The sequence below is a fragment of the Marinomonas sargassi genome (assembly GCF_025716875.1).
In the GTDB taxonomy this organism is placed as follows: domain Bacteria; phylum Pseudomonadota; class Gammaproteobacteria; order Pseudomonadales; family Marinomonadaceae; genus Marinomonas; species Marinomonas sargassi.
Window position 1 is genome coordinate 216,974 of sequence record NZ_JAOVZB010000001.1, and the last position, 17,290, is coordinate 234,263.

Annotated in this window: 17 protein-coding genes; 5 read left to right on the forward strand and 12 right to left on the reverse strand. The window is 41.7% G+C overall.

The genetic code is table 11. The features are described 5' to 3' along the window. Nucleotides 1-4 precede the first annotated feature (4 nt). The gene (locus OFY17_RS01070; protein ID WP_263528838.1) at nucleotides 5-733 is read left to right on the forward strand and encodes a prepilin peptidase; all 729 of its coding nucleotides are present in this window, start codon (nucleotides 5-7) and stop codon (nucleotides 731-733) included. A gap of 250 nt (nucleotides 734-983) precedes the next feature. Next, nucleotides 984-1,727 (forward strand): polysaccharide lyase family 7 protein, encoded by a 744-nt coding sequence (locus OFY17_RS01075; protein WP_263528839.1) that lies wholly within the window; start codon nucleotides 984-986, stop codon nucleotides 1,725-1,727. Nucleotides 1,728-1,839: 112 nt separating this feature from the next. Here the strand turns inward: OFY17_RS01075 and OFY17_RS01080 are convergent, their stop codons facing one another. From OFY17_RS01080 to OFY17_RS01095, 4 genes are all read right to left on the reverse strand, one after another. Then, nucleotides 1,840-2,880 carry a Gfo/Idh/MocA family protein gene (locus tag OFY17_RS01080; RefSeq protein WP_263528840.1) on the reverse strand — a complete coding sequence of 347 codons (1,041 nt, stop codon included), beginning with the start codon at nucleotides 2,878-2,880 and terminating at the stop codon, nucleotides 1,840-1,842. A 129-nt stretch (nucleotides 2,881-3,009) separates the two neighbouring features. Continuing rightward, the gene (locus OFY17_RS01085) at nucleotides 3,010-4,149 is read right to left on the reverse strand and encodes a MalY/PatB family protein (RefSeq protein WP_263528841.1); all 1,140 of its coding nucleotides are present in this window, start codon (nucleotides 4,147-4,149) and stop codon (nucleotides 3,010-3,012) included. Between the two features lie 133 nt (nucleotides 4,150-4,282). Then, nucleotides 4,283-5,362: a polyamine ABC transporter substrate-binding protein gene (locus tag OFY17_RS01090; protein ID WP_263528842.1), complete on the reverse strand. Its 1,080-nt coding sequence runs from the start codon at nucleotides 5,360-5,362 to the stop codon at nucleotides 4,283-4,285. A gap of 186 nt (nucleotides 5,363-5,548) precedes the next feature. Beyond that, a complete protein-coding gene (locus tag OFY17_RS01095; RefSeq protein WP_263528843.1) occupies nucleotides 5,549-6,157 on the reverse strand; it encodes a LysE/ArgO family amino acid transporter in 609 nt (202 codons plus the stop codon). Nucleotides 6,158-6,245: 88 nt separating this feature from the next. Here OFY17_RS01095 and OFY17_RS01100 point away from each other — a divergent pair, with 88 nt between their 5' ends. Continuing rightward, complete coding sequence (locus OFY17_RS01100) at nucleotides 6,246-7,127, forward strand: ArgP/LysG family DNA-binding transcriptional regulator (RefSeq protein ID WP_263528844.1); 882 nt, start codon at nucleotides 6,246-6,248, stop codon at nucleotides 7,125-7,127. Nucleotides 7,128-7,208: 81 nt separating this feature from the next. Continuing rightward, on the forward strand, nucleotides 7,209-8,036 hold the full coding sequence (galU, locus tag OFY17_RS01105; protein WP_263528845.1) for a UTP--glucose-1-phosphate uridylyltransferase GalU: 828 nt from the start codon (nucleotides 7,209-7,211) through the stop codon (nucleotides 8,034-8,036). A gap of 99 nt (nucleotides 8,037-8,135) precedes the next feature. Here the strand turns inward: galU and OFY17_RS01110 are convergent, their stop codons facing one another. From OFY17_RS01110 to OFY17_RS01120, 3 genes are all read right to left on the reverse strand, one after another. After that, entirely contained in the window at nucleotides 8,136-9,083 is a 948-nt protein-coding gene (locus OFY17_RS01110; RefSeq protein ID WP_263528846.1) for an AEC family transporter, read from the reverse strand. Between the two features lie 52 nt (nucleotides 9,084-9,135). Continuing rightward, nucleotides 9,136-9,933, reverse strand: coding sequence for a siderophore-interacting protein (locus tag OFY17_RS01115; protein ID WP_263528847.1), 798 nt, complete (start codon nucleotides 9,931-9,933; stop codon nucleotides 9,136-9,138). A gap of 98 nt (nucleotides 9,934-10,031) precedes the next feature. Next, entirely contained in the window at nucleotides 10,032-10,817 is a 786-nt protein-coding gene (locus OFY17_RS01120) for an AraC family transcriptional regulator (RefSeq protein ID WP_263528848.1), read from the reverse strand. Nucleotides 10,818-10,996: 179 nt separating this feature from the next. On the opposite strand from OFY17_RS01120, the gene OFY17_RS01125 reads away from it, so the two are divergent. Beyond that, nucleotides 10,997-12,169: an MFS transporter gene (locus OFY17_RS01125; RefSeq protein ID WP_263528849.1), complete on the forward strand. Its 1,173-nt coding sequence runs from the start codon at nucleotides 10,997-10,999 to the stop codon at nucleotides 12,167-12,169. A 13-nt stretch (nucleotides 12,170-12,182) separates the two neighbouring features. On the opposite strand, the gene OFY17_RS01130 is transcribed toward OFY17_RS01125, so the two are convergent. From OFY17_RS01130 to OFY17_RS01150, 5 genes are all read right to left on the reverse strand, one after another. Next, nucleotides 12,183-12,974: an ABC transporter ATP-binding protein gene (locus OFY17_RS01130; RefSeq protein WP_263528850.1), complete on the reverse strand. Its 792-nt coding sequence runs from the start codon at nucleotides 12,972-12,974 to the stop codon at nucleotides 12,183-12,185. Between the two features lie 49 nt (nucleotides 12,975-13,023). Then, complete coding sequence (locus OFY17_RS01135) at nucleotides 13,024-14,076, reverse strand: FecCD family ABC transporter permease (protein ID WP_263528851.1); 1,053 nt, start codon at nucleotides 14,074-14,076, stop codon at nucleotides 13,024-13,026. Continuing rightward, a complete protein-coding gene (locus tag OFY17_RS01140) occupies nucleotides 14,073-15,092 on the reverse strand; it encodes a FecCD family ABC transporter permease (RefSeq protein ID WP_263528852.1) in 1,020 nt (339 codons plus the stop codon). The genes OFY17_RS01135 and OFY17_RS01140 overlap by 4 nt, the downstream gene beginning before the upstream one ends. Then, nucleotides 15,092-16,033, reverse strand: a complete 942-nt coding sequence (locus OFY17_RS01145; protein ID WP_263528853.1) for an ABC transporter substrate-binding protein — start codon at nucleotides 16,031-16,033, stop codon at nucleotides 15,092-15,094. Before OFY17_RS01145 ends, OFY17_RS01140 begins: the two co-directional genes overlap by 1 nt. 166 nt (nucleotides 16,034-16,199) lie before the next feature. Then, nucleotides 16,200-17,153: a helix-turn-helix domain-containing protein gene (locus tag OFY17_RS01150; protein WP_263528854.1), complete on the reverse strand. Its 954-nt coding sequence runs from the start codon at nucleotides 17,151-17,153 to the stop codon at nucleotides 16,200-16,202. Nucleotides 17,154-17,290: the final 137 nt, after the last annotated feature.

Consider the following 17,290-nt stretch of genomic DNA (forward strand, 5'->3'; position numbering starts at 1 on the left):
AAATATGGAAGCAATAGTATTTGTCATTACAGTATTTATTGTTGGGATACTCATATCTTTAGTAGCGGCGCAAATGCCTAAAGTTGCTTACAAGCAATGGGAAGCAGATGCTAAAGAGTATCTAAACATTAAAGATGAAGCCGCTACCAAGCAACCACAATCAACTATATGGGATTTACATCAGTTAAAAAGCGAATTGATTGTAAGAAAACAAAAACACCTATGCTTGGCAATGCTTTTTCTGATCGCTTGCATTCCTGCTTGGCTATATATTCATGACCCACTTGCTATGGGCTTAATATGTGGTGTCATCGGCTGCATATTAGTCGGAGCTCTAGTGGACTGGGAGCATATGTACATCCCTGATGAAACCATAGTATTGGGTCTTGGTTTAGCTTTTAGCTTCTTAATAATACACGGGGACAACTTAGAGGGGCATATTATTGGAGCTATGGTTGGATACGGTTTTATCGCCTTCCTACGGTGGTTCTTTTATCGATTAAGAGGCATTGAAGGCATTGGATTAGGGGATGCTAAAATGCTTGCTCTAACGGGTGCATTAATTGGTGTTACAGACATTTTTTTATCGATTATAGCCGCTTGTATCATTGCTATAACTCTCAATCTGTTAAGTCAGAGAAAGCAATCCAAAGAGATTCCCTTTGGGCCTGGAATAGCCATTTCGGGGTTAATATTTTACCACCTTCAGCTATTAAACGAAGCGTTAGCTTAGGAAATACCTAGGAAAACAATCAGTAACCAATTGAAATTCTTGACTTTAAATCTAAGTAAACCGCCACTAAAAATCTAACTAAAAATCATTCAATTATTACGATTGTATTACAAATAATTGACATTACTATTAATATATTTTATAACTTGCTCCCAGAAGTCCTAAGAGACGTTGTTACATATTCTTGTAATGCTTCCATTTAGGGCTTCTTATAAAAATCAAATAAAAATAAAAAACAGGTGTAAAAAATATGAAGAAAATATTCGTACCACTTTGTGTGGTAGGTACTCTTGCATGCGCGTCTTTCACATTCGCAGAAAGCGCTCCTTACTCTACTTCTCGTTACCAATCAGTACTTGATGACTCCAAGCTCCAAGCTCCTGGCAGCAATACCTTGATTAAACAAGGTGACTTCGCTGGTGCCTATAATGATTATTTCTATGTTCCAGACAGCGGCAACAAGTGGATGACTTTTGAAATGACTGGCTACCTTGCTCGCTCTGAGCTACGCCAAATGGATGAATGGTACTCTTCAGACTCTTCGTACACGAATAAAATGATCGGAGAAGTGGAAGTAATTAACCCAGAAGATGGTGAAGTTGATGAAATCACCTTCATGCAAATTCACGATGTATCAGGCAACAGCAACGCGATTAACAAACCATTAGTTCGTTTAGTCTGGGAAAGAGAACGAGATGGCATTGAAAATCACTACTGGGCTGTTATCAAGGAAGACGCTTGTAAAGACTGTAAAAATTACCTAAAAGTAGACATTGGTGAGCATAAAGATGACCCAGTTAAGTTTGAAATTAGGGTTACTGATAGCAAGCTAACCATCAAACGTGACGGCGCTACCATCTCAGGCTTAAATAAATACGATATTGGCTACTGGGATCACCTAGAAAACTATTTCAAAGCCGGTGTTTATAACCAAACCTCTGGAACAGCAAAAGTACAATTCAAAACTCTGAAGTACTACACGCAAGCGAACTAAGTTACTTTAGATAAATAAACTGAACACATGCAATTGGACTGCGAATAACTTGAGTGCCCCCAGTAGTTGTACTATCTACTGGGGGCTTTTTTATTGCTGCAAGGCTAAAAAACTAATGCTTGTGATGGCTGTGCTCATGGTGGTGCTCATGAACATCATGATGATCATCCTGCTCTTCGCAAGGGTAGCTAACACCCATATCTTGGCGTATCTCATCCAATGTCGAAATTAGTTCAAGGCTGTCTTGCCAACTGTGGTTCGGACTTTGAGTTAAGCCCTCCTCCAAACAACGGTTCACTTCATCAACTTCAAATTGAAAACCATTACCTGAAAAATCAAACTCGACAGCACGCTCATTTCCGCTTTCATCAACAAGACGACAAGATTTGGCTTTATACCAAGGCGAGTCTATTTCAATGTAACCTTTTTCACCCGATAAAATTGCACGATTAGGGTTAGAAGAAATAATAGAAGCATCGAGTGAAGCCAATTGCCCTGTTTCCCAGCCTAGTAATATTTGCTCGAAAACATCTACATCTGTATCACCAATAACCGCTTGGTTTTGTACAAAGTCCGGCTTACCGAATAACAATTGAGCAAGGAAAACTGGATAAATACCGACATCTAATAAAGCACCGCCACCCAACTCGCGATTCAGAATACGATGACTTGGGTCTGTCGAAGCAAGGAAGTGAAAGCTAGCTTGAACACTGTGAAGGCTACCGATTTCACCTTCTTCTACCCATTCCAACACCTGTTCAATCACAGGATTAAAACGTGTCCACATGGCTTCCATAACGAATACGTTTTTTTCTAATGCTAGATCATAGAGTGATTGTGATAATGCCTCATTCAAGGTGAAGGGTTTTTCACACAACACAGCTTTGCCAGCCAAAATACAGGCTTTCACTAGGTCATAGTGATGAACGTGTGGCGTGGCTATATAAACCACATCTATCTCTGGGCTATTAATTAAAGAAAAGTAATCGACAAAAGCCAGCTCGATATCAAATTCAGCGGCAAACTGATCGGCACATGCCTTGTCTCGAGACGCGACAGCTTTAAGCTCACCCATTTTAGCGTAGCTAAAATCACTGGCGAATAAATGCGCTGCTTGGCCTGTACCAACCACACCCCAATTAAACTGTTTCATAGGACTATCTCCATAAGTACCATCAATAGCATGACTGCCAAAAACCGAGTCGGTAATAAAAACTGGCTAAGTTTGAACGCTAACACCATTATAGTCTACTAAGGTGGATCAAAAGTTTATCCACATAGGTTACTGAATGGCTTTTTCCATACGGGATATGACTTCCTCAAGAGTGACTTTAGGGCAGCCAAAATTCAAACGTAAAAAGTCAGGGTTACCAAACTCACTGCCACAGGACATTCCGACCCCAGCATCTAGGAAGAATTTATGAGGGTTTTCCAGTTTCAAAGCAGACACATCAAGCCATGCAAGGTAAGTCGCTTCGATATGCAGCATTTTGATTGGTGTCGCTGCCAGCCTATCCGCTAACAAATCACGGTTAGTTGCTAGATACTTCAACATAGCTTGATGCCACTCCTGACCACCTTCATAAGCGGCTATCGCAGCGGTATAGCCCAACATATTAGGAGAAGGCACTAGGCCTGCTTTTTCATTGTTAAAACGCTGACGTACCTTGGCATTTTCAATAACAGCAAAGGCATATCCTAAGCCAGCAACATTAAAGGTTTTACTGGGCGCCATTAGAGTAATACTGCGGTTAGCAGCGTCAGCATTCAAGCTGGCGAAAGGCACATGGGGCAAGTCATCTAAAATCAGGTCGCAATGAATTTCATCACTCACTACGATCAAATCGTACTTCTCTGCTAATGCATGAATGCTGAGCAGTTCATCCTTGGTATATACCGTACCCCCGGGATTATGAGGGTTACAAAGTAGAATCATCTTACTATTGGGTTTTGCACAGGCTTGTTCAAAGGCCGCCATATCGGGTACCCAACGGCCATTTTCCTCCACCATATCCACAGAGGTAAGTTCTCGTTGAGCCAAAATAGGGGCTTTGGTTAAATGGAAATAAACAGGCCCTGGAACAACAACACTGTCCCCTTCATTAGAGAAAGCTCGAACGCTAATATATAAAGCACACACCAATCCTGGTAAATGCGAAAGTGAAGCGGAAGAGATAGACCAACCGTAATGTGAAGTAAGATGGTTTTGAATTGCGCTAACCAATGCTTTAGGCGTATGGGTATAACCAAACACACCTTCATTTATACGTTGAGATAATGCTTCTTTAATACAGTCAGGCGCATCAAAGTCCATATCGGCAATCCACATAGGAATGATATTTTCAGGGTATTTTGACCACTTATCGCTGCTCATTCCTGAACGATCAATTACCATATCAAAGCTTGCTAACAAGGTATCCATAATCACTACTCTCCAACTTAATTCCTTGAAGATGACTTTTAATAAGTCACCTTAAAACTGTAACGTAAAACGGAGCCTATTAAGCTCCGTTGCTTTCAATAACAAAATCTCAATGGCTATCTTTTAATGACTATTAATGGCTATTTTTAAAGTCTATCCATGCCTTGCTCTGAGTTCGGTAGTAATCCATTGAACCAGATACTTGAACATAAAGCTTTTCCTTCACATCTTGAGGGGGATAAACACCTGTATTCTCAGCAATGCTTTTATCTAGAAAGGGCTCAGCAGCATTATTTGGCATAGCATAGAAAACATAATTCGAAATAGCAGCTGACGTTTCTGGCTGCAAAATAAAGTCAATAAAGGCTAATGCTTCGTCTGGGTTTGGAGCATCGGCAGGAATCGCCATAACGTCAAACCACATTTCAGCGCCTTCACGAGGTATCACATAGTTTATATCAATTCCTACTTCTTCCGCCTGAATTTGCGACTGCAAAACATCACCGTTATAGCCTATAGCAAGGCAAATATCTCCATTCGCTAAATCGGCAATGTACGAACTGGAGTTAATACTACGAATGTAAGGCCTAATCTTATTAAGCAGGCCTATCGATTTCTCTAATTCGTCTTCATCTTCACTGTTTGGGTAAACGCCACGATAAAGATTTACTAGAGACAGCATGTCCGCGGGAGCGTCCAGCATGGTCACACCGCAATCTTCTAATTTAGATACGACCTCAGGGTTAAAAAACACATCCCAAGAATCGATTTGTTGAGTTCCTAACCGCTCTTCAATCATAGCCTTGTTATAACCAATACCAACCGTACCCCAAGCATAAGGAACATTATATTGGTTATTAGGGTCGTACTTTTCCATTTGTTGAAGTAATACAGGGTCTAAGTTTCCAATATTTTCTAGCTTGCTTTTATCTATTTTCTGATAAAAATTCGCTTTTAGCTGGCGTTCAAATACGTGATTAGAAGGCATAACAACATCGTAGCCAGATTGTCCTGCTTGCAATTTTTTCTCTAACTCAAAATTACTACCATAAACATCATAGTTAACTTTAATACCCGTTTGCTGAGTAAATTTGTCTAATACACTAGGGTCAATATAATCAGACCAGTTATATACATTCACTACTTTTTCAGCTGTCGCTAAAGGGGAAAATAATGCAGATACACACAGACAGATTAGTGTTTGATATTTCATTCTTGTGCCTTGTTTAGAGAAGAAATGAGAAAAACGCATCTATTTGAATGCGCTTTCCGAATTTTAACGACATTCTCTCTTATATAGGGGTAAAAAATAAAGAGACAATATATTGTCAGAACAAATACTTACTTTCTTCGATTGAGGTTCAGATTAAAGAATCAAACCTTGGAGACTTGAGAAAAGTCATGAAAGTGGCTGCAAAGCTATCTTCATCGCGATCGAAAAGATCAACAAAGCATTTACCCTATTAAACCAACGCCAAAATGACGCTTTTCCTAGCCATTGGGCACATAAATGACCAACCAGAGCCAACAGCAAGAACCAAACGATACCAGCTACCGAACAACCGAATACAAATTGCCACTTTTCGCTCTGCCATTGATTTGCCAAACTCCCCATTAAAATCATGGTATCTAAATAAAAATGTGGATTTAACCAAGTCACGGCTAACCCAGTTAAAAATAAAGGCCATACTGCCAGACGCTTCGAGGATTGCTCTAAAATCAAGTGCTCCTCTTGAAAAGAAGCTCGCAGCTTTCCGAAAGCAAACCACATTAAGAAAGCAACGCCCCCCCATTTAGATAAAGTAAACAACCATTCATTTGTTTGTAAAATTAAACCTAAGCCAAAGGCCCCTAAAGTAATAGCGACCACGTCACTTAGAATAAACATCAGCGCGAGTGGAAAAGCATAGTGTCGCTTTAGTGCCTGCTCCAATAAAAAACTGTTCTGGGCGCCAACTGCGATAATTAATCCGCCACCCGTTATCAACCCACTCATAAAAGCAATCATAGTGCTCTCCTACTAAATTTGGGTTGATCTTAAAGCACTCAATCTATAAATTAAAATTAATTAAAATTAAACTTCATTAGAAAATATTATGTTGGATTATAGAGCGCTTTCTAGCTTACATGCGGTACTTAGGTTTCAAAGCTTTGACAAAGCGGCAAGCTATTTAAACCTGACCCAGTCTGCCGTTTCGCAAAATATCAAGCGCTTAGAAAACGCTTGTGGACGACCTCTGCTTATTCGTGCTCGCCCCATTACAGCAACGCCATTGGGCGAAAAAATGCTCGCACACTTCAATAAAGTCGCCATGTTAGAGGAAGGGTTAAGAAGCGAATTAGAGGTAGAAACTGATAATCAGCCCATTAGCATAGCTGTTAATAATGACTCTCTAGCCACTTGGTTTATTCAGGTGATGGGGTTATTTGCTCAGCAACCTAATTCCAAATTGCATATCAAAGCGGCCGATCAGGGGAAGACAAGACAACTATTACAAAAAGGCGAAGTCATCGCTTGCTTAAGTGATATCGGTACTCCTGTAACAGGTGGAGACTCTATTTTTCTTGGCTATATGCATTATGAAGTCGTCGCCACGCCAGCATTTATTAAAGAAAATATAAAGCACGAAGACGACCTTAAAGATGTATTACAATCAAAGGCTCTGGTATTCGACGAAAACGACGAACTTTGGTCCAGATACCAAAATGAATGCTTAAATATCCAAGCCGATAATCGCAATAACCATTGGTACCCTTCTTCCCATGGTTTTGTGGAGCTGGTAATGGGTGGCACAGTCTGTGCTTTAGTACCTAGTATCCAAGTACAGAAACAACTGGAAAGTAAGGCACTCATTTCTTTATTACCATCAAAGAAACTGGCCTTGCCTCTTTATTGGCATTGGTACAAACTGAACTCCCCTGTATTGGATCGATTAACCGAGGTGATAAAAACTGTCACACAAAATACGTTATATTAACGCCAATAATAAAAATCGACTGGTTAATGGTTAAACCTTTAGATTAACCACTACTTTTGAAATGTTACTTTAAGGATACTTATGATTCGCAAATGTTTATTCCCTGTCGCAGGCTACGGTACTCGCTTTTTACCGGCCACCAAGTCTATGCCGAAAGAAATGCTTCCTATCGTAAACAAGCCTTTAGTACAGTACGGCGTAGAAGAAGCTGAAGCCGCTGGCCTCAACAACATTACATTCGTCACTGGCCGTGGTAAACGTGCCATTGCTGACCACTTTGATATTAGTTACGAACTTGAACATCAGATTTCAGGTTCTAGTAAAGAGCAATACCTAGAAGGTATTCGCCACCTAATCAACAACGTTAACTTCTCTTTCACGCGCCAAAACAACATGCTCGGTCTTGGCCACGCCATTCTTACAGGTGAGCCACTTATTGGTGACGAAGCATTTGGTGTTGTCTTAGCCGATGACCTTTGTTTTGGTGAAGACGATGGCGTCATGGCGCAAATGGTAAAACTCTACAACCAGTTCCGATGCACCATTGTGGCCATCGAAGAGGTACCAGAAGACGAAGTGCACAAATATGGTGTGATCAAGGGTGAATCTATGATGGATGGTTTATTCCGTGTTACTGACATGGTAGAAAAGCCAAGTAAAGAAGAAGCACCATCTAACCTAGCTATCATTGGTCGCTACATTTTGACGCCGGATATCTTTGATAAAATCCGTAATACACCACCGGGTCGTAACGGTGAAGTTCAGATTACTGACGCTATTTTGCAGCAAGCAAAAGAAGGCTGTGTATTAGCTTATAAATTCAAAGGAAAGCGCTTTGATTGCGGTAGTGTAGACGGTTTTGTTGACGCGACTAATCACTGCTACAAGCACATTTATAGCCAAGGCTAAAACACGGTTCGCATAAGTGCAAGCAACAAAATCAAAAGCCAGACCATAGAAACTATGGTCTGGTTTTTTTAGGTCTGTATGAAATGAGCAGAGCTCAATTTAAAGAAAAAAGTAATGACTTAACCATACACTCACTGGCACAGTAAAAACTGACAACAAGGTCTGCATAGCAATGTACACAGCAATTTTGTCACTATCACCGCCCAATTGTCGTGCAAGGGCATAGCCAGAAGTTGCGGTAGGAACAAGGCCAAACAACATAGCCACTAGAGCAGGCAAACCTCGAATATCTAGCCACCAGCACATTAAACCGATCACAGCAGTAAAAATGACAAAGCGGGCAATAGAAGACAGTACAAAGGTTACACCCACAGAGCGAATGGCCTTCAATTTAACGCTCGCCCCCACAGCCAAAAGCGCTAATGGCAAGGCAGCCCTCGACAACATTTCCATCACATCCGATACCAATACAATCGGAGAGAAGCCAAGCACATTAACAAGGCAACCAAGAAAAATAGACAAAATAAGTGGGTTACGGATCAAAGCCCCACTTAATAGCTTCGGCATAGCAGCCAACTTAGAGCCATTTTCAGGGGTTTTACCATGCATTATGACCATGGAGATGATCAATAACAGATTGATAGAAGGAATAAGCACAGCGGCGCCTAATGTCGCTAGCCTTAACCCTTCATCGCCGTAAAGGGTGACGGACAATGCCAGCACAATAAAAGAATTAAAACGTACGCCAGCCTGAAGCATAGAAGATGCAACCGGAGCAGTCACCTTTGTCAGCCAAGTACTAGAAAAAACAAACAGTGTCGTGACAAATAGTGCGCATAAAAGGATAAGCGCATATTTTGCTAACAGCGGATTAGAAAAGTCGATTTGCGAGGTGTTATGGAACAATAGTGCAGGGAACAACACCCAATAGGATAGTTTGTCGACGCCCAGCCAAAAGTCTTCCATAGGGAAGCGTAAACGTTGGAAAAATGCGCCAAGTAGCAATAATAAGAAAACGGGTAAGACCGTCAGCGACAAAGTAAACACAGATACTCCTTATTGTGTTACATGCTCTATCAAAACCCGCTTATTAAAACACTTAATCCTGTTTCCAGTAAGCAACTACATCAATGTTACTCGGATTAACACCACTTTCTTGCAGAAAAAAGCGCTTTAAACTTGCAACAGCGTGAGCTTCTGTCGCTCCCCACACCCAAGTGTTGGCATTCAGAGCTTGGCTGCTAAGGTTGTTCGCGGCATTTATTAAGCTTTCCCCATAAAATCCATCATTATTTTGCAACCAATGAATCGTCGCTCCACCATGATGTGGAAGCGGGATTTCACTTTCAGCAGAGGGCATTTCAATAAAGGCTTCGACCTTGGCATCACTCGGTAAGATTTCTAACCAGCGCGCTAATGCAGGCACACTCGTTTCATCGGCAAAGAAAACATAATTAACCGCTCCTAGTGGCGGGAACTTCCAAGACCTAGGGCCAAATAAACCCAAAGTCTGGCCCACTTGCGCTTGTTTTGCCCAAGGGCCACCCACACCCTCATCATGCAATACCAAATCTATATCGACAGTACCGGCTTCCGCATCAAAGGCACGAATGGTGTAGTTTCGACAAGGGGATAAAAGCCCCTCTTTTAGGCCAGACCAGTCAGCACTTTTACCATCAGGCGTCGCTTTTGGTAAACGTAGCTCAGGCTGTGATTCAGTAGGAAAAAAGAGTTTTACATGGATTTCAGGTGCTAGTTCATCAAATTGAAAGTCATGTAAGTCAGCCCCCTGTAAGCGTACACGTCGTAGTGTTGGCGATAAATCCACCACACTCACAACATTGGCTAACCGCTCTTTTAATGGCACTTCTACACGAACATTCTCATAAACTGGCATTGTCTGCTCCGCTCTTATCTCACTTAAAAAGTGCGCCTAATATAAAGGATCTACAGCTTAAATGATATTGATTCTTATTAATGTGATAGTGAAAATTCCTAACGAAAGTAACTTTTCGGGGGGACATGAAATACTTGTTGAAACGCATAACTGAATGCAGAAGTGGATTGATAACCCACTTCTAACGCCACTTGGGTCACAGATTGTCCTTGCTCTAACAAAGAGAGCGAATGAAGCAAACGTACCTTTTGGCGCCATTCCTTAAAACCTATGCCAGTCTCAGCAAGAAAGATTCGGCTCAAGGTACGGCTAGATAGGCCTAGGGTATTTGCCCAATCTTTTAGCGTCGTATCGTCGCAGGGGTCAGCCTCTAAAGAAGTGACTAAACCTTGTACTCGGATATCCTTGGGCATCAATAAACTTAGCTGGTTAGCAGGCTGACTAAGCAATTGATCCAACAATACCATGAGCAGTCTTTCATCACTCTCTTGCCACACTGAGCCAGTATCACAACGGGTGGCAACGGCCAAAATAAGCTCTCGTATTAACGGTGAAACGGTAAAAACTTTAGCTTGCTGACCTAAGCTTTCTACCTTGTCAGGACGGAAGTACAAACTACGAAACTCAGCCCCGCTCGGTGCAAAGGTTTTATGTTCACAGTGGGGTGGTAACCAAATCGCTTTCTGCGGTGGCACCACCATAAACTGGTCTTCAAACGACACATTTAACAAACCACGGGAAGCATACATAAGCTGATACCAAGTATGGCTGTGCAACCTCCCCTGATGCCCCACGCCCATATCAAATTGCCGAGCGAGCACAGTTTCTTCTGTCGCCAGCTTAATTCTTTCATCTGTTGTCTTACGAATCTCAGCTGGCTTCATTGCAGTTACTCATCTCTTACTTAAATATAAAAAGCTTTCCACATAATCACTTTCTAGATAAAAGTCACTTTATCGATATAAATTGACTTATTAACGAAATTAAGACAAAACCATACTTGATAATATAACCCTATTCAACATCGCTTACTGACAAGCGACCCATTGCATAGGACACCATAATGATAAAAGAACGCGCTTCGCATTCTTGGCAAACACCAAAGACGCTACTCATGCTCGTGGCGATCGTATTGCCTATTTCCTTTGCCAGCTGGCAAGCACTGCTAAATAACTTTGTTATTGAAAAAGCCAACTTCACAGGCGCTGAAATTGGCCTATTACAAAGCGTACGTGAGATACCCGGCTTCCTCGCCTTCACTGCTGTGTTTATACTTCTGTTCCTACGGGAGCAAAAATTTATGGTGCTGTCATTGGTGATGCTAACCATAGGTGTCGCTATTACTGGTTTCTTCCCTTCTGTTTCTGGGTTGCTGTGTACCACCTTACTCATGTCCATTGGCTTCCATTATTTCGAGACTCTAAAACAGTCCTTGTCTCTACAGTGGTTAAGTAAGGAAGAGGCTCCCGAGGTACTGGGCAAGATGATCTCCGTTGGCGCGTTAGCCTCCCTGATTACTTACGGAGTGCTATGGGTATTGCTTGAGCAAGTTGGCTTGGCATACAAATGGGTCTACGTGATAGCAGGCACAACCGCTCTCGCTATCGTGATCTTTATTTGGCTCGCCTTCCCAGCCTTTGAAGGTAAAACCAGACAAAACAAAAAATTGGTTTTACGGAAACGTTACTGGCTCTACTACGCACTGGTCTTTATGAGCGGCGCTAGAAGACAAATCTTTGTTGTTTTCGCAGGCTTCCTTATGGTCGAAAAATTCGGCTATTCAGCGGCAGACATCACCTTACTATTCTTAATCAACTACGCCTTCAATTGGCTCTTCGCAAAACGCATTGGCCGCTTTATTGGCGTTGTCGGTGAACGTAAAGCCCTGATTTTTGAATATGTTGGCCTAATATTGGTTTTCGTCAGCTACGCCCTTGTGGAAACAGCAGAAGTTGCCGCAGGTTTATACGTGATTGACCACCTATTTTTTGCCCTCGCCTTGGCAATTAAAACTTACTTCCAGAAAATAGCCGACCCTGCGGACATCGCCTCTACAGCGGGTGTGTCTTTCACCATTAGCCACATTGCCGCCGTATTCATTCCAGTTAGCTTTGGGTTGCTATGGCTCATCTCCCCAGCCAGCGTATTTTACGCAGGGGCTGCTATGGCAGTAGTGTCACTACTACTGGCCTTCAACATTCCAGAGCATCCAGAGCAAGGGAATGAAGTGAGATAATGCACTTGTACTTTTAGCCATTCCTTACTCGTCGAATATTAATAAGTATTGGAGTCTGTGTTGTCGGATCAAGAAGTAAATCACATTCAATACCATACAGTTCCAATACTAACTCTTTCGTTATCACTTCTTTAGGAGGGCCTTCGGCTATAATTTTACCTCCTTTCATTGCCACAATATGGTCCGCGTAACGACATGCGCTAGGTAAATCATGGACAACCATAGCAACCGTTTTGCCTTTATTAGAAAGCGCCTTTATCAGCTCAAACACTTCCACTTGATGCCCTAGGTCTAGGGCTGAGGTAGGTTCATCTAGTAACAACAAAGGCGTTTCTTGAGCAATCGTCATCGCGATCCAAGCACGTTGTCGCTGCCCCCCAGATAAAGTATCCAACAACCTATTTTCTAACTCATTTAAATTGGCAGCATTTAGCGCATAAGAGATGGCTTCTTCGTCACTCATTGACCATTGCTTCATTGTGCCCTGATGTGGATGACGACCAAAACGTATCAATTCAGAAACAGTCATTCCGTCAGGCGAAATGGTATCCTGTGGTAAGAGGGCTAAACGTCGAGCAACCTCTCTAGACGGTTGTTTATGAATGTCTTTTCCATCCAACAAAACATAGCCATTTGTTGGGGCATGTATCCGTGATAGGCCATGTAATAGTGTTGATTTACCACAACCATTAGGGCCAACAATAGCGGTTACTTTTCCGATAGGTAACGCTAAGTTTAATAATTCAATAATGGTAGTTTTGCCATGTTGTAACGTTAAATTATTAGCACTTAGAACAGTCGACATCCCCAGATCCATTAATAAAATTCCCTTAGTTATATAGGTAATAGAGTTTTCATAAAGAGCGATTGGTATCTTGACGAATTAACACCCAAATTAAATATGGGCCTCCCACAATAGAAGTCAAAATACCAACAGGAATCTCAACCGGAGAGAAGGCAGTACGACCAGCGATATCCGCAACGACCATAATGAGAGAGCCAGTCAAAGCAGAGCTTATCAAGGGTGTGCCACGATATTGCATCAGTACTCTCGCCATTTCAGGGCCAATTAATGCGATTAACCCTACAGGGCCAGCCACAGAAACAGCCAACCCAGTCAGTAGAATAGACAAACTCAATGCGATGAGACGAAGGTGCTTCATGTTGCGCCCTAAGCCAGTCACAACAGGGTCAGAAAAAGGCAATAAAGAAAATACATGGGTTAACAACAAGCAGCCGATTAAACAAATTAATAAACCAACGCCCAATATGTGAACCATCAATTTAGAAGGTGAATTTAAGCTTCCTACAGTCCAAGGGTAGGCTGTGTTGGCAGTATCAACGGCAACTTGACTTAACATAATTTGGGTCATTGCACCGGCTACTGAACCAATAGCAATACCTGCCACGATAAAACGATAACCACGTGTACCGCTATGAGCAGACAAGCCAAATGCTAGTGCCGCTGCTGTTGCAGATCCAGCTAATGCCATCGCCGATGGTGCAATCGAAATACTAGTACTAACAATGGAAGACACTGCAAATGCCATCGCAGCATTATCTATACCTATAATGCCGGGAGTGGCTAATCGATTACGGGCAAGCGTTTGCATTAAACAGCCTGCTAAACTGAAAGCGGCTCCTGTATAAATACCTGCGAGTAAGCGCTTTAACCGTAGTTCTTGCACAACAAACTGCGCCATTGCATCCCCCTTTCCTAACAGGGCATTAACCACCTCCCAAGGTGACAAGGGCACAGTGCCACTTCCCAATCCACCAATACAAACCAGAACTAAAATAGCAGCAAGAATAAAATTTCTAGTAATGGCTCTTTTATCCAGTAAGCAGGAATAAGGCCCAATGGACAAATATGAGTACCCAGTAAAAGAAGAGATTTTGTTTATCATAATGTTGGTAGCCGTTGTGCTCGAACTATTAGCAACAACACCGGAGCACCAATAATAGCGGTCAGCACACCTAATGGCATTTCCGTCGGCTGAGCAATTAATCGAGATAAGATATCAGCACTGATGATCATCAAAGGCCCTAATGGTAAACACAGCCATAATGTTCTTCGAATATCCGTTCCAACTAACGCACGTGCAACAAAAGGCACAACTAAACCAACAAAAATAATCGGTCCAGCAATGGCAGTGGAGGTTCCTACTAATAGAGCGACGACAAATACAACGATCAGACGAACACGCTGCGGACGGTAACCCAACCCTATCGCCACATTCTCACCAAGTATTAATGATGCGAGCGGGCGAACAATATATAACGAGCACAATGAGGCAATTACTAGAGATGGAACCACTTCTACCAGCTGGTCAAAACGCTTTCCCGCAATACTGCCCGTTATCCAAAATCGAATTTCGTCTGCTGCAAATTCGTTGTACATAAGTAATAAAGAGGTCAATGCAGTCAGTAAACTCGTTAATGCTGCGCCAGCCAAAACCAAACGAATAGGGTCATTTCTCTGGCCTTGTAGCTTTGCAATTCCAATCACAAAGAAGCACCCTACTAAAGCACCCACTTGTGCTAATTCAATGGGTAACGTCGCTACACTCATACCTAGCGCTAAAGCTAACGCTACCGAGAATGCACTGCCAGCACTGACCCCTAGTAAACCAGGCTCTGCTAATGGATTACGTGTAACAGATTGCATCAATACACCGGATACACCAAGGCATACCCCAGCAATTAAACCAATAATAGTGCGTGGCAAGCGTAGTTCATGCACTACAAAAATAGCCTCATCAGTCCCTTGCCCAAGCAACACCTGAACAGCGTCCATGGGGCTAACACTTCCAGCCCCAAACAACAGACTACAGAAACAGCAAAGTACAAATAACGCGTATACAGGAACAAGCATACTGCTCATTGGACGTTGTGAAGGAATAGGATGAAACAAGAACGCCATTACTTAAGCTTAGTGTCAATTACGTTTTGTATATCATCAAGGATTGCACCTACGGCAATTGGTCCAGTTGCACTTGTCCAAAGTTGACCATGTACCGGTATAACACGATCTTTTTTCGCAACACTTAAGCGAGAGAATGCTGGAGATACTTGAGCGGCTGCCAAAGCATCTTGTGCTTCTGCATTTAAAGTCGCCATAAACAGCCAATCATTATCAATTACCGACAAATTTTCTAAGCTTAATGCGCTACTATGCGGGCGACCTTCTTTCACTAAATTGGCATCGGTTACTTCAAACCCTGTTTTTGCCAAAATCACGTTAGAAAAGAACTCTGTCGTTAATACCATGGCACCTTGTGGCATCCAACGAATTAGAGATACTCCACGTTCATTTTCAGGGATGTGTTGCTGGACTGTTTCTCTAATACTATCAATACGAATATTAACCTGTTGAATCACCTCTTCTGCCTTACTTTCACGATTTAGCGCTTTGGCATAAAGGCGTAACTCCTCAATCCAAGCATCAGGGCGAATCCCCTTTTCAACAGGAACAATGGTCGGGGCGATCTTAGATAACAAGTTATATTTTTCTTTAGACAGATACCAAGGTGCCAATATAATGTCTGGTCTCTGCGCCACAATAGCTTCAATATTAATTTCTCGCATGCTTCCTACCAAAGGGACATTTTTGGCCGTTCGTTGAATGTAGCTTGCTACTCCTTCCCCACCACGGGTGGAAATGGCTCCGACTGGCTCAATACCCAACGCAAACGAAGAATCTAACGCGCCTTCATAAACAGTAACTACTCGTTTCAATTCATCCTTAACAGTTACGGTACCGTATTGCGTTTGAACATGGATTTCTTCCGCATACAGATTCGAGCTACACAACAGCCCCAATAAAAAATAACCTGCATAAAAATAGCGACGTAGGAAAAACATAAAGGCCTCTTATTTACATATTGAAAGAAAAATAGAAAAACTTTTACCTAGTTAATAAATAATCAAATTGCTTTTGGAGGGCATTCTTATTCAAAAGAAAAATAAATGCAAATGACAACAATTATCATATTCTCCATTTTTATTTCGATATATATCTCAAAGGAGATCAGTTAGAAAGGGAGTAAGAAGCTGCAGGAGATACACCAAATTGGCGCTTAAAAGCCGTCGTAAAATTGCTCGAGTGATTATAGCCAGCGAGTAATGATGCCTCCATGATTGACACACCATCTTGATGTAAAGCAGTTTTAGCTAAATCTAATCGACGCTTCCTTAAATATTGAGTCAAACTCATATTAAGATAATCACGAGCATAACGTTGCAATGTAGCAGAACTCATACCTAATTGGTTACTAATAGCGGTTAAACTCATAGTAAGAACATCATCACTATTCAATAGTTCTTTAAACTGATGGGCTCGACGACCATCCGAACGCTGAACCCCTTTTCCTTCCTGAGTCATTTCGCCTAACCAAGTTGACATGAAGGATAGTGCAAAGCCTTCTCTTGCCATTCTACTGACATAACTTTGATCGTTTTGAGCAAATAACAACTTTGCCTGATGCCACAGGAAGTCAGGTAACTCCCAGTCTTCCGCGGTAAGGTGGTTATTTAAAATATTATTTAATCGAGGGGATTCAATACCATTTTCTTCAAACCAATCAGGCTGCACAGAAAGGTATAATGCTGTTCTATGATCACCTTTTTTAGCATCCATTGAACAACCTTCTGATTGATTAAAATTCATCACCCTTGCCGTTTTACCCATTTTTTCCATGAACACTTTTTGTGTTCCATACCTAAATCTCATATCCCCAGAAAACATAAGAGCTATTTTAAAATTCGATGAAAATTCAGCTTCAAAACTAAGGTCTTGTGTCGCTTTAATATTAGCCATATGGAAAATCATTCCTGAATTCAGTGGCTCAGAAATCATCATCCCTTCCATATTAGGCGAGGAATATGCAGATGAAAGTGAAGCATTTTTTAACTCATCAGTGCTAACACTCAATCGATATTTTTTAAGGAAATCTGCTGTATTTTCTATATCAGGGGACATCATTAAACAAGCTCCTATCTAGCAATATAAAGCGTACATTTACAGGTCTAATAAAAGACAGAAATCGATAAAAAATGAGAGATACGCATAACAAATTGATTAAAACGAATAAAAGATTTACTCAGCTCATATGGAATAAT